Here is a 13901-nt window from a genome sequence, read left to right on the forward strand (position 1 = left end):
ATGGAATGAAGCCCAACCTACGTCTGCCGGAAATGCTGGCTTATCCCGGCCTACCCTTTATTTTATGACCTTTGCGTCTCCGCGCCCTCTGCGTTGCTCTCTCCTAACGTCAAGGATCAGCGTTCGATGTTGAACAGCAGGTCCACCCCGGACTCCACCCCGAGCTCGCTTTCCAGGGACCAGCGCCGGCTGAGTTCATAGCGCAGGTTCAGCGTGCTCAGGTGCTCGAACAGGCCCACGCTGTAGTTCACGTACAATCGCGGCGAGAGATACTTGCCCAGCACCAGCGAGGTGTCCTCCGCCGTCCCCCCGCTGCCGCCGCCGCTGACGCTGACCTCGTCCAGCCCCAGGGTCTCGCCGATCTGCCCGGCCAGGGCGTTACCGCCCTTCACCCCCATGGCGGTGGCGGCCCGCATCAACAGCTGACCCTCGGCGCCGCTCGCCCCGGCCATGGGCCGGCCCAGCATCAGATAGGACAGGACATCGCCCTCGGCCATGGCCGGACGCGAAAACAGTTCCAGCTGCGGATCCTGCAGGAAGCCTCCGAGCCGCAGGCCGGCGGTGACCTCGTCGATCTGGCGCACGGCGGTGGCGTCCAGCGCCGGATTGTCCACCGGTCCCCCGCTGTAGATGACCCGGCCCTGGGTGATGTCGAGCGTCTGGCCGTAGGCCGCATAACTGCCGTCGACCACCTGCAGTTCACCCCGGGCGCGGGTCAGCTGGCCCGGCTCGTCGATCAACTCGATCCGGCCAGCGAGGCGGCCGGTCAGGCCGTAGCCCTCGAACATGACCGCCTCACCCAGACTCAGCGTCACCCGCGTATGTACCGACCAGCGCGGCGTCTGCTGTGCCTCGTCTGTGACCACAACCACGTCGCGCGACGGTCCGACCGCGCCGCTGAAATCACGCGGTGCCAGCCGCGCCTCGGGGATGTGGACACGGCCAGCAAGATCGATTCGCGGCGGCTGCACCTTCAGTTCCAGATCAGGTGAGACCGGCAACCGCGCCTCCGGAATATCCAGCACCAGGAAGTCCTCGCCCTGAACGTCAAGCTGCAACCGCCAGTCCGGCAACCGGGTCAGATCCAGAGTGCCGTCGAGCCCGATGCGGCCCGCGCCGGAACGCGCCCCGCCCCGCAATCGCAGCTGTCCGTCGGCAGCCGAGGCCAACTCCACCGCGATGTCCTCGACATGGATGCCGGCCGCCGGGACCCACAGGGCGGCCTCCTGCAGCCGCGCGCCGAGTCGCAGTTCCGGGGCGGCCAGGCTCCCCGTGATCCGGCTGTCGATGTCCAGCCACCCCTGGACCCGGGTCACGGCGGGGACGAACAGTTCGATGACCTCGAGCCGGCGGATGTCGCCGCGCAGACTGCCGGTGACGGTCTGCGTCGCCGGCGCCACCCCCGGGCGGAAGCCCGGCAGGCTCAGCTGCGCGTTCAACTCATCCTGTTCCAGCAGACCGAGGCGGGCCCGGGCCTGCAGTCCGGCGGTATCGAGCTGCCAGTCCAGTTCACCCGCACCGTGCGGCAACCGCTCCCGGGCCTCGCCCGCGTCCCAGGCCACCGTACCCTCGGGCAGGCTGATCCGACCCTCGCTGCGCAGGCCGTCGCCGCTGCGGCGGGCCGTGGCCCGGGCCGACAGGGCCGAATCGAACTCCACCCCCACCGGCAGCCAGGGCTGCAGCCGGTTCAGCGGCAGGCGCTCCAGGCGCAGGTCCGCCTGCCAGTCGGCATAGGCGCGGGCAGCATTGCCTTCCAGGCACAGTTCGGCCGAGTCCTGCTGCCAGCAGGCGGTCTCGAGTCGGGCGGTTTCCGGCCCCAGCCTCAGGGCCAGTTCATTCTGCAGGGTCCAGGCGCCGGTCTCGGGCAGGTTCCAGTCGAACCGGGTGATGCGCCCGCTCCAGTCCGGCTCGCGCCAGCCGCCGGCAAGCGCGAGCTGCAGCCCGTGCGAGGGGCCGTCGGCCGTGAGCTGCAACCGATGGTCGGCCAGGCTGCCGGTGAGTTCACCGGTAACGCCGGCCAGCTCGCGCGCCTGCCATTGCCAGCCGCTGCCGTTCAGGCTCAGCTGCAGCGGCGCCTCCGGACTGCCCAGGCCGGCATCGAAACCGAGGTCGGCCTGCTCGATTTCCAGATCGGCCCAGTCGATCGATTTCAGCCGCAGTTCGCCGACCAGCCGGCTCCGGGGCCAGGCGCCGTGCAGCCGGCCCTGCCCCTGCAGCGTGCCATGCACATGCGGCAGCGTATCCGCCAGTTCCGGGAAATCCAGCGCCCACAGCAGCCCGTCAGCCTGGCCCGGGCCGCCGTTCAGGGTCAGCCGGTTCGCGCCGGTGCGCAGCGCCAGCGCGTCAAAGCGCCAGCCGTCGGGATCGAGCCGGAAACCGCCCGCGCCCGCGATGGGCAGTCCACGCAGCCGCCCGTCCAGCTGCTGCAGCTGCACAGCGGCCGTGACGGTCCCGGACTGGACGGCGCCCCGGGTCTGCAGGCCCGCCGCGAGCTGCCCCGGCCAGTCCGGCCACTGCCGACCGGGATCAATCTCCCGCACGTCCAGGTCCAGTTCCCAGTCCAGGCCGTCGCGCCAGCCGAACCGGCCGGCGCCTTCCACCACGCCGGCCAGCAGTTCGGCCCTGAACTGCTCCAGCCGCAAGCCCGCGACATCGCCGCGGCCGTGCAGTTCGAGCTGCATCTGCGGCAGGTCTGTCCCGGTCAGCGCCGACTGTGCATCCAGCACGAAGTCCCGGATGCCGCCCTCCCAGACCAGCCGACCGTCGGCGGCGCTGAACGCGGGGGCTGCCGGCGGCCAGTGCAGGGCCGGCCAGACCAGCGCCAACCGGCCGGAGCCGCTGTCCAGCGCCCAGTCGCCAGTGACCTGCAGCCGGCTTGCGGCCAGTTGCAGTTCGCTCGCCTCCAGACGGAACCGGTTCCAGGCCTCCTGACTCAGCCGTGCCTGCAGGGTCAGCGGCTCGCCCTGCAGTTGCGGATGGTCCGTGTTCAGGCTGGCCTGGAGCCGGGCCGTAGCGAGATCACCGCTCGCCTGCAGCGACAGTTCCAGTGACTGCGGCGGCAGACCGGCGGCGAAACGCTCCAGCCGGGTCAGCGGCAGCGACAGTTCCAGCGACCATTGCAATGCCTGCAGCGGTTGATCCAGCTGCAGTGACAACTGCGCCGCGGCCGGCTGTTGCAGTTGATGCTCGAGCGTCAGCGTTTCCAGATTGCCGCGCAGTGTGCCGGTCCCGGCATAGACCGGCAGGTCCGGCCGTCGCAGCATCCAGTCGAAGGCAAGCCGGCTCGACGCGTCAGGGGCCAGGGCGATGCTGCCGTTGAGCTGCGCCGTCACGCCGGCCAGCGCCAGTTCCAGCTGCTGCAACTCCAGGCTGCGGCCGCTCGCCTCCAGGGCAAGCTGCAGTCGCTCGATCTGCCGGGCGCCGCCGTCGGGAGGGAGGAATTCGATATCCTCCAGCCGCACATCCCGCAGCACGAGGCGCAGCGGCAGCCGGATGTCGGGCAGGCCGGGCTGCGCCGGCGCCGAGGGTTCCGCATCGCCGGAGGCCGCCGGTGCCAGCTGCAGTCCCTGCAGGTGCAGGCGTTCCACCCACAGGGTCGGCTCGGCCAGGGCCCTGGGCGACCAGTCGAGTTCGAGCTGCTGCAGGCGATAGTCCCCGGCCGCGCCGCTGAAATGCAGCCCGCGGATTTCGAGTGGTCCGGCCAGCCGGCCTTCGGCGCTTTCCCAGCTCAACTCGCCCGGCACCAGCCGGGCCGTCAGCGCCAGACCGGTGCGCAGGCCGCTGCCGGTGAGCAGCAGCCACAGCAGCATAAGCAGCAGTAGCAGCAGCACAATGCCCACTGACCCGCCGAGGCGTTTCAGCACCGTCACAGGTCCGGCCCCAGGGTGATGTGCAGACGCAGCGGGTTGTCCGGACGGCTGACCGCCGAAGCGATGTCGACGCGCAGCAGGCCCACGGGTGATTCCCAGCGCACGCCGATGCCGGCGCCGGTTTCCAGTTCATCACCGAAATCGTCGAAGGCGTTGCCGGTATCGACGAACACCGCGGCACGCCACTTGCCCTTGATTCTGTGCTCGTATTCCAGGCTGCCGATCAGCAGGTGCCGGCCGCCGACCACTTCTCCGCTGGCATCGGTCGGACCCAGCTTCTGATAATCGAAACCGCGCACGCTGCGGTCGCCGCCGGCGAAGAAACGTACCGAGGCCGGCAGCACATCGAAGTCCGACATCCAGGTGGTGCCGAGCTGGCCGCGGGTGAGAATGCGTCCGCGTGAACCGAGGGGAAGGATGTACTTGGCGCCGACGACGAGTTGCAGGAAGCGGGTCTCGGAGATGATTTCCGGGGTCGCCCCGCGCAGTTCCAGCTGTGCCCGCCAACCATGCCGGGTGATCAGGGGATCGTCGGCCTTGATGTAGGTCCAGGCCACGCCGGGCATCAGCAACCGGGTACTGCCCTTCTGATCGCCCAGGCGGAAATCCTCATCCAGGAAGGTCAGCGACAGATTCTCGCGCAGTCGTCCCCGGACCCGGCTCAGATTCGCCGCCAGGGTGCGGGAGTCACTCTCGATCGTTGCGCTGTCCTCCTGCTGGACCGCGGCGGCGAAGCTCAGACGGTCGGTGCGTGGATTGCGCACCGGAATACCGTATTCGACATGCGCCCCCTGACGGATCTCGGAGGCCCGCAGTTCGCTGGACAGGGTGTGGCCGCGGCTGTTGATGCGTCGCACCTCCCAGCCCAGCTTGCCACGCACGCCTGTATCGGTACCGAAACCGATGCCCGCGGTATAACGGTGGCGCTTGCGCGGCTCCAGGCGGACTTCGATCGGAATGGCGTAATCCTGCGCGGCCTCGCGCTGATCGACTACACTGACCGATTCGAAGTAGTCACTGTCGAGCAGGGCACGCTGCAACTCGAGCAGCTTGCGGTCCGAATAGGGCTCACCCGGAGCAAAGCTGAGATACCGGCGCAACAGGGTTTCGCGCAGCCCGGCCGCCTCGAAGCTGATCTCACCGAAGCGATAGCGCCGGCCGGTGTCCAGCTGCAGCAGCACCGTCGCGCTGCCGGCGGCCGGATCGATGCGCAACTCGTGACGGGTATAGGCGGCGTCCAGATAACCCAGTTCCAGTGCCTTGCCGAGCAGGGATTTCTTCAAGGCCTCGTAGCGGGCATGCACGGCCACCTCGCCCAGGCCGAGCAGCGGGTCATCGATCAGCGCCTGCAGATCCTGTGCTTCGCGGCCCGGCCCCTGCAGTTCCAGCGCCAGTTCACGCACCCGGACCGGTTCGCCCGGATCGATGCCGAAGCTGGCCTGCCAGCCCGCCTCGGTACGCCGCAAACGGGACTCGATCCGCGGACGGTAATAACCGAAGGGTTCCAGCGCGGTCCGGATCTCCCGTTCGGCCAGGTTGAAATAGCGCCGCACCCGCACCTCGGAGGGTGCCTCGCGGTCCTTCAGTGTGGTCAGCGACAGCAGTGCCAGGACGTTGGCGCGCAGGCTGTCCTGTTCCAGGCCCTCGATACGTATATCGATTTCCGCGGCCGGCAGCAGTTGCGGACACAGCATCAGGAGCAGGAGGATGAAAAACCGGCGCACGGACATGGGCCGGATTATACTGGATGCGGTATCGCGGGCACCTCGGGAAACAAAAACCCCCGCATCAGGGCGGGGGTTTTGAGACAGCCGGAAGCGGGAATCAGCCGGCGAGCCTGGCCTTGATGGTCTTGACCACCTCATCGCTGGAAGTGGCGTTCACATCCAGCAGCAGGCCTTCGTTGCGGTAGAACTCGACCAGCGGGGCGGTCTTCTCGTTGTAGACGTCGAGGCGGTTGGAAATGGCCTCCTCGGTCTCGTCGTCACGCTGCACTACGCTGCCACCGCACTTGTCGCACACGCCTTCGACCTTGGGCGGCGCGCTCTTGACGTTGTAGATGGCACCGCAGCCGGTGCAGGTGCGGCGGGTGGTCAGACGATCGAGGATGACCTCGCGCGGCACTTCCAGATTGACGGCCATGTCCAGCTTGATCCCCAGCTTGTCCATCAGCGCCTTGAGCTGCTCGGCCTGGGGAATGGTGCGCGGGAAGCCATCGAGCAGAAAGCCGTTGGCGCAGTCCGGTTCCTGCAGGCGCTGTTCCATGATACCCATGATGAGTTCATCCGGGACCAGGTCGCCCGCCTTCATGTAGGCCTCGGCCTGCTTGCCCAACTCGGTGCCCTCCTTCACGGCGGCGCGCAGGATGTCGCCAGTGGAGATCTGCACCGAACCGTCGATGGCGGTCAGCATCTTGGCGACCGTGCCCTTGCCCGCACCGGGCGCGCCCAAAAGAATCAGCTTCACGGAATTCCTCCTTCAACCTGTCGAATCGTTTCCCCGGGCAGGCGCCCGGCGTGGGCGGCAATTGTGCGCGACTCGCCCGGCAGGTTCAATCCATGAGCAATTCTTTAGCAGGCATAGAAGATATTGATGGCCCGGGCCTGTATACTGAGCCGCCCGAATTCGCCTGCGAGGCCGCATGCCGCTACGCCATTCCCATCGCTGGCTGATCCTGGGCCTGGTGCTGCTGGCACTGGTCCTGGCCTGGCGCCTGACACCGCTGTCGGAGTGGGCCGATCCGCAGCGCCTGCTCGGTACGCTGGAGGCGGTGCGCAACTTCGGCTACGGGCCGCTGGTGGTGATCGTGCTGTTCGTGATCGGCGGTCTGCTGATCATGCCGATTACGGCCCTGATCGTGGCGACCATACTGACCTACGGCGCCCTGGCCGGCTTTGTCTATGCCCTGCTGGGCGTGATCGCCAACGCCGCATCCGGCTACGCCGTCGGTGCCCACCTGGGCCGGCGCGGCATCCGCCAGTTGGCCGGGGACCGCATCAACCGGGTCAGCGCCCGACTCGGGGAGCGCGGTATCCTGACCGTGTTTCTGCTGCGGGTGGTCCCGGTCGCCCCCTTCAGCATCATCAACCTGGTGGCCGGCGCCTCCCATGTCACTTTCAGGGACTATCTGCTCGGCACGCTGCTCGGCATGACGCCGGGCATGCTGGCGATCGCCCTGCTGATCGATCGCATCCTGGCCATTATCCGCAATCCCACGCCGCGCACCCTGGTCGTGTTCGTCGCAGTGGTGGCCATACTCGCCGTGGCGGCGCTGCTGCTGTCGCGCTGGGCGCATCGGCACCGCAAGCCCTGACTCCGCCCGGCGTCGAGCTCCGTCCGGGGCGCGGAAGCCGACGGTTCACCGCCCGTATTATATTGGTTAGACTGCATGCGGAATGACTCCATTCCGTCAGCAGGGAACCTATCCACGCATGGCCGAGCCCGCCTCCCCCACCACCGACTGGCATGCCCGCGAGCCGCAGGCCGCCTTCGAACATTTCCGCTCTGACCCCGCCGGTCTGGACGCGCAGACGGCGCAGACACGACTGGAGGAATACGGCCGCAACGAGCTGCGCCCGCCCGAGAAGCAGAGCCGGGTGCAACGCTTTCTGCTGCAGTTCCACAATCTGCTGATCTATGTGCTGCTGGCGGCGGCCCTGGTCACCCTGCTGCTGCAGCACTGGGTGGACAGCGGCGTGATCCTGGGGGTGGTGCTCATCAACGCCCTGATCGGCCACATCCAGGAAGGCAAGGCGGAAAAGGCCCTGGATGCCATCCGGCGCATGCTGTCGCAGCAGGCCATGGTCAAACGCGGCAATGCCTTCATCACCCTGCCCGCCACCGAGGTCGTGCCCGGCGACATCATCAGCCTGCAGTCCGGCGACAAGGTCCCGGCCGATGTACGCCTGTTCAAGGTCAAGGACCTGCGCATCGACGAGGCGATCCTCACCGGCGAATCGGAGGCGGTGGAAAAGAACACCGGGGCGGTGGCGGAGACAGCGGTGCTGGGCGACCGCAGCTGCATGGCCTATTCCGGCACCCTGGTCACCTACGGCCACGGTCAGGGCCTGGTGGTCGCCACCGGCGAGCGGACCGAGATCGGCCGCATCAGCGGCATGCTGGGACAGGTCGAATCGCTGACCACGCCCCTGCTGCGGCAGATGGCGCAGTTCGCGCGCTGGCTGACCGGCGCCATCCTGGTGCTGGCCACGGCCACCTTCGTCTACGGCGTCGGCTTCCAGGCCTATTCCGCCGCCGACATGTTCCTGGCCGCGGTCGGCCTGGCCGTGGCCGCCATCCCGGAGGGCCTGCCGGCCATCATGACCATCACCCTGGCCATCGGCGTGCAGCGCATGGCCCGGCGCAATGCCATCATCCGCCGGCTGCCGGCGGTCGAGACCCTGGGCTCGGTCACGGTGATCTGCTCCGACAAGACCGGAACGCTCACCCACAACGAGATGATGGTCCAGGAGATCGTCTGCGACAACAAACGCTTCGAGGTCAGCGGCTCGGGTTACGACCCGCACGGCGGCTTCAGTCTGGACGAGGCGACGGTCGACCCCGACGCCGAGGCCGAGCTCAGGGAACTCATGCGGGCCGGCATCCTGTGCAACGACAGCAGCCTGACCCGGGACGAACAGGGCTGGCACATTCACGGCGATCCCACCGATGGCGCCCTGCTCACCCTCGGCCGCAAGGGCGGGCTGGATCCGGCGTATCAGCATGAACAGTGGCCGCGCACCGACGTGATCCCGTTTGAATCCATGCGCAAGTTCATGGCGACCCTGCACCACGACCACGCCGGCCACGCCTTCATCTATCTCAAGGGCGCGCCGGAGCGGGTGCTGGAGATGTGCACCTGCCAGCGGGTCCGGGGTGAGGACATCCCGCTGGACCACGACGAGTGGGCCCGCCGCACGCACGCCATGGCCGCACGCGGCCAGCGGCTGCTGGCACTGGCGTACCGCGGCGCCGCGCCCGAGCAGCGCGAGTTGCGCTTCGAGGACGTCGACGGCGGCCTCACCCTGCTCGGGGTGGTCGGCCTGATCGACCCGCCGCGCGAGGACGCCATCCGCGCCATCCGGACCTGCCGCAGCGCGGGCATCAGGGTGAAGATGATCACCGGCGATCATGCCGTCACGGCGAAGAGCATCGGCGAACAGATGGGGATCGGCGACGACATCCAGGCGATCAGCGGCGCGGACCTGGATCAGTACGACGACGCCCAGCTGCAGCGGACAGCGATTGAAGCCAGCGTGTTCGCGCGCACCAGCCCGGAGCACAAGCTGCGCCTGGTCTCCACGCTGCAGGCCGACGGTGCGGTGGTGGCCATGACCGGCGACGGTGTGAACGACGCCCCGGCCCTGAAACGGGCCGACGTCGGTATCGCCATGGGCATGAAGGGCACCGAGGTCTCCAAGGAGGCCTCCGAGATGGTCCTGGCCGACGACAATTTCGCCTCCATCGCCCATGCCGTGGAGGAAGGCCGCACCGTCTACGACAACCTGAAGAAATCCATCCTGTTCATTCTGCCCACCAACGGCGGCCAGGCCCTGGCCATCATCGCCGCCATCCTGGGCGGCTACATGCTGCCGATCACGCCGGTACAGATCCTGTGGGTGAATATGGTCACGGCCGTGACGCTGGCCCTGGCCCTGGCCTTCGAGCCGGCGGAGAAGGACGTCATGCAGCGGCCGCCGCGGGATGCGCGCGAGCCGCTGCTCACAGGCTTTCTCATCTGGCGCATCCTGCTGGTGTCGGTGATCCTGGTCAGCGGCAGCTTCGGCCTGTTCATCCTGGAACGCAATGCCGGCGTGCCGATCGACACCGCCCGCACCATCGCGGTCAACACCCTGGTCAGCTTCGAGATCTTCTATCTGTTCTGCGCCCGCTATCTGCTGGCGCCTTCGCTCAACTGGGAGGGGCTGACCGGCAATCGCTATGTGCTGATCGCCGTGGGCGTGCTGATCCTGCTGCAACTGGCCTTCACCTATCTGCCCCCGATGCAGTACCTCTTCGGCACCGCCCCCATCGATCCGGGCACCTGGGGTCGGATCCTGCTCATTGCACTGAGCGTGGTGGTGATCGTGGAACTGGAGAAATGGATCATCCGCCGCTACCTGAGCCGCCGGCAGCGGCGCACGCCAGCAGCATGAGTCGGATACTGGCCTTCAATGCCGGCAGTTCCTCGCTGCGCAGCGCCCTGTACCGGATCGAGGCCGGAACCGCGCACTGCCTGTGGCAGGATCACCGGGAGCAGCCGCCCGAGCAGCTGGGGCAACAGCTGGACAGCCTGCTGGCGGCAATCCCCCTGCCGGTGGACGCCGCGGTCCACCGGGTGGTGCACGGCGGCCCGCAGCTGTGGCAGCCGGCCCGCATCTCGGCCCGGGTCGAACAGGCCATCGAACAGGCCGGCGAACTGGCGCCGCTGCACAATCCGCACGCCCTGGACCTGCTGCGCCGGGTGCGTGCGCAGCTCGAGCCGGAACTGCCGCACATCGCCTGCTTCGACACCGGCTTCTATCACGACCTGCCGGCCGTGGCCGCGACCTACCCGCTGCCGCATGGGATCAGCGCGGAGCAGGGGCTGCGCCGTTACGGCTTTCACGGACTCGCGCACCAGTCCATGCTGGCCGGACTGTCCGCCTGCCACAGCGAGGCATCCATGCCGCGACGGGTCATTTCGCTGCAGCTCGGCGGCGGCTGTTCCGTCACCGCTTCGCTGGACGGCCGGGCACTCGATACCTCCATGGGCTTCACCCCGCTGGAGGGCCTGATGATGCGCACACGCTGCGGCGATATCGACCCCGGTCTGCTGTTCCATCTCAAGCGCAGTCTGGGCCTGTCGGACGCCGGCCTGGAATCCCTGCTCAATCACGACAGCGGCCTGCTCGGCGTCTCGGGCCGCAGCGGCGATATGAAGACCCTGCTGGAGGCGGACGACGCCCGATCCCGTCTGGCAGTGGAACTGTTCTGCTATCGCGCCCGCAAGTACCTCGCCGCCTACACCGGCGTGCTGGGCGGCGTGGATGCCGTCCTGTTCGGCGGCGGCGTGGGCGAGAACGCCGCGCCGGTGCGCGCCGGCATCCTGGATGGACTGGAGTATCTGGACATCCGGCTGGGTCCGGACCTCAATTCAGCCGCACAGGGTGAACGCCGGCGCATCAGCGCCGACGACAGCCGGGTAGAAGTGTGGGTCATGCCCGTCGACGAGGGTGCGTTGATGGCGCGACAGGCGGCGGAGTTGCTGGACCAGGGAATATGAACCGCGAATGAACACAAATACACGAAGAAAACTCTGATTATTACCCTTTCCGTCATTCCCGCGCAGGCGGGCATGACGAATCAATCAGAGGTTCCTTGCATCAATGAAAGCAGCACGCAGGTCGGGTTAGCGTAGCGCAACCTGACAACCCGCAGCATGTTGGGTTACGCCCTGCGGGCTAACCCAACCTACAAGACTTGCATCCTGCAATCTGTCTCTTGCATCCCCGTCAATACGGCCACTCCCACTCCAGCACCTCGGGCAGGTCCTGGCCGTAACGCCGGATGTATTCCCGGTGCTCGATCAGCTTGTCGCGGATCACCTGCCTGGCATGGGCGGCCAGATAGCCCAGCCGCGGCACCCGGTCGATCACGTCACTGGCCAGGTGAAACCGGTCGATGTCGTTGCGCACCGCCATGTCGAAGGGCGTGGTAGTGGTGCCCTCCTCCTTGTAGCCGCGCACGTGCAGGTTGGCGTGATTGGTGCGGCGGTAGGTCAGCCGGTGGATCAGCCAGGGATAGCCGTGATAGGCGAAGATGACCGGCTTGTCGGTGGTGAACAGGGTGTCGAATTCCCGGTCGTTCAGGCCGTGGGGATGCTCGGTGTGATGCTGCAGCGTCATCAGGTCCACCACGTTGATCACGCGGATCTTCAGGTCCGGCACCAGCTCGCGCAGATAGGCCACCGCCGCCAGGGTCTCCAGCGTGGGCACATCGCCGGCGCAGGCCATGACCACGTCCGGTTCGGCGCCCTGATCGTTGCTGGCCCACTGCCAGATACCCACGCCGGCGCTGCAGTGCTTGATGGCGGCGTCCATGTCCAGCCACTGCGGCTGTGGCTGTTTGCCGGCGACGATCACGTTGATGAAATTGCGTGAACGCAGGCACGTGTCGGTGACATGGAGCAGCGTGTTGGCATCCGGCGGCAGGTACACGCGGATGACATCGGCCTTCTTGTTGACCACATGGTCGATGAAGCCCGGGTCCTGGTGCGAGAAACCGTTGTGGTCCTGGCGCCAGACATGGGAGGTGAGCAGATAATTCAGTGAGGCGATGGGGCGGCGCCAGGGGATCTCGCTGCCGGCAACCTTGAGCCACTTGGCGTGCTGGTTGAACATGGAATCGACAATGTGGATGAAGGCCTCGTAGCAGGAGAACAGACCGTGGCGGCCGGTGAGCAGATAGCCTTCCAGCCAGCCCTGGCAGGTATGCTCGCTCAGGATCTCCATCACCCGCCCGTCGGGCGCGAGATGCTCGTCCTCCGGCAGGCGCGGCTCCATCCAGGTGCGGGCGGTTTCCTCGAACAGGGCATCCAGCCGGTTGGAACTGGTCTCGTCGGGGCCGAAGACGCGGAAGTTGGCGCGCTTGCGGTTGGCGCGCATCACGTCCCGCAGCAGCTGTCCCATCACCCGGGTGGCCTCGGCCCGGGTCCGGCCGGGTTCCTCCACCATCACGGCATAATCCCGGTAATCCGGCAGGCTCAGGTCCCGCAGCAGGCTGCCGCCGTTGGCATGGGGGTTGGCCCCCATGCGCCGCTCGCCGGCCGGCGCCAGTGCGGCCAGTTCCGGCAGCAGTTCGCCCTGCTCCGTGAACAGTTCCCGCGGCCGGTAGCTCAGCATCCAGTCCTCGAGCAGCTGCAGGCGTTCCGGATGCCGGTCCAGACCGGTGATAGGCACCTGGTGGGCACGCCAGAAATCCTCGACCTTCCTGCCCTCGACCTCCTTCGGCCCGGTCCAGCCCTTGGGACTGCGCAGAATGATCAGGGGCCAGTATGGGCGCCTCCGCTCGCCGTCGGCGCGGGCCTGCTGGCGGATCTGCCGGATCCGCTCCACGGCCGCGTCCATGGCGGCGGCCATGGACTGATGCATCGGCTCCGGCTCGCAGCCCTCGACAAACAAAGGCTCGTAGCCATAGCCGGTGAACAGGCTGGCAAGCTCGTCGCGTTCCATGCGGGCGAACAGGCTGGGATTGGCGATCTTGTAGCCGTTCAGGTGCAGCACCGGCAGCACGGCGCCGTCGCGGGCGGGATTGAGGAACTTGGTTGAATGCCAGGCCGCGGCCAGCGGGCCGGTTTCAGCCTCGCCGTCGCCCACCACGCAGCAGGCGATGAGCTCCGGGTTGTCGAACACCGCGCCGAAGGCGTGGGACAGGGAATAGCCCAGCTCGCCGCCTTCGTGGATCGAGCCGGGTATCTCGGGCGCGACATGACTGGGAATGCCGCCCGGAAAGGAGAACTGGCGGAACAGCTTGCGCATGCCGTCGGCATCCGGAGTGACATTGGGATAGAACTCGCTGTAGCTGCCCTCCAGCCAGGTGTTGGCCACCAGCGCCGGGCCGCCGTGACCCGGTCCTGTGATGAAGATCATGTCCAGATCATCGCGCTGGATGACTCGGTTGCAGTGCAGATAGATGAAATTCAACCCGGGTGTCGTCCCCCAGTGGCCGAGCAGGCGCGGCTTGACGTCCTTCAGTTCCAGGCTGCGGGCCAGCAGGGGGTTGTCGAGCAGATAGATCTGGCCGACCGACAGATAATTCGCCGCCCGCCAGTAGGCATCCAGACGGCCCAGTTCCACGCCCGCCAGCGGGCGGGTTTCAATAGTTGCGTACGCGGGGATGGACATGTCGGCTCCTGTCAGGGCCCGTTGGCACTGCCGCGGGGATGGATGCGGCAGGACTACCAGAAAGATAACCGCTGTCCGGGTGATTGCAAGCGTCCCGCCGGACGCTCGCGGGCGCTATCCAGTCCGGCCCGGGACAGGTACACTGGCC

The 13901-nt window shown here is 67.4% G+C and carries 7 protein-coding genes; 3 read left to right on the top strand and 4 right to left on the bottom strand.

What is annotated here, in order from left to right:
- Positions 1 to 116: 116 nt before the first annotated feature.
- The 3 genes from COW1_RS04675 to COW1_RS04685 form a co-directional block, all read right to left on the bottom strand.
- Positions 117 to 3863, bottom strand: coding sequence for a translocation/assembly module TamB domain-containing protein (locus tag COW1_RS04675; RefSeq protein WP_201345581.1), 3747 nt, complete (start codon positions 3861 to 3863; stop codon positions 117 to 119).
- 2 nt (positions 3864 to 3865) lie between these two features.
- Positions 3866 to 5599, bottom strand: a complete 1734-nt coding sequence (locus COW1_RS04680) for an autotransporter assembly complex family protein (protein ID WP_172844279.1) — start codon at positions 5597 to 5599, stop codon at positions 3866 to 3868.
- A 94-nt stretch (positions 5600 to 5693) separates the two neighbouring features.
- Positions 5694 to 6335, bottom strand: a complete 642-nt coding sequence (locus tag COW1_RS04685) for an adenylate kinase (protein ID WP_201345582.1) — start codon at positions 6333 to 6335, stop codon at positions 5694 to 5696.
- A 175-nt stretch (positions 6336 to 6510) separates the two neighbouring features.
- Here COW1_RS04685 and COW1_RS04690 point away from each other — a divergent pair, with 175 nt between their 5' ends.
- The 3 genes from COW1_RS04690 (at position 6511) to COW1_RS04700 (ending at position 11133) form a co-directional block, all read left to right on the top strand.
- On the top strand, positions 6511 to 7182 hold the full coding sequence (locus tag COW1_RS04690) for a TVP38/TMEM64 family protein (RefSeq protein WP_096366239.1): 672 nt from the start codon (positions 6511 to 6513) through the stop codon (positions 7180 to 7182).
- A 118-nt stretch (positions 7183 to 7300) separates the two neighbouring features.
- Positions 7301 to 10024, top strand: coding sequence for a cation-transporting P-type ATPase (locus COW1_RS04695; protein ID WP_201345583.1), 2724 nt, complete (start codon positions 7301 to 7303; stop codon positions 10022 to 10024).
- On the top strand, positions 10021 to 11133 hold the full coding sequence (locus tag COW1_RS04700; RefSeq protein WP_201345584.1) for an acetate/propionate family kinase: 1113 nt from the start codon (positions 10021 to 10023) through the stop codon (positions 11131 to 11133). The genes COW1_RS04695 and COW1_RS04700 overlap by 4 nt, the downstream gene beginning before the upstream one ends.
- A 229-nt stretch (positions 11134 to 11362) precedes the next feature.
- Here COW1_RS04700 and COW1_RS04705 read toward each other — a convergent pair whose 3' ends face one another.
- Positions 11363 to 13753, bottom strand: coding sequence for a phosphoketolase (locus COW1_RS04705; protein ID WP_201345585.1), 2391 nt, complete (start codon positions 13751 to 13753; stop codon positions 11363 to 11365).
- Positions 13754 to 13901: the final 148 nt, after the last annotated feature.

This window comes from Thiohalobacter sp. COW1 (genome assembly GCF_016629505.1).
GTDB lineage: Bacteria > Pseudomonadota > Gammaproteobacteria > Thiohalobacterales > Thiohalobacteraceae > Thiohalobacter > Thiohalobacter thiocyanaticus_A.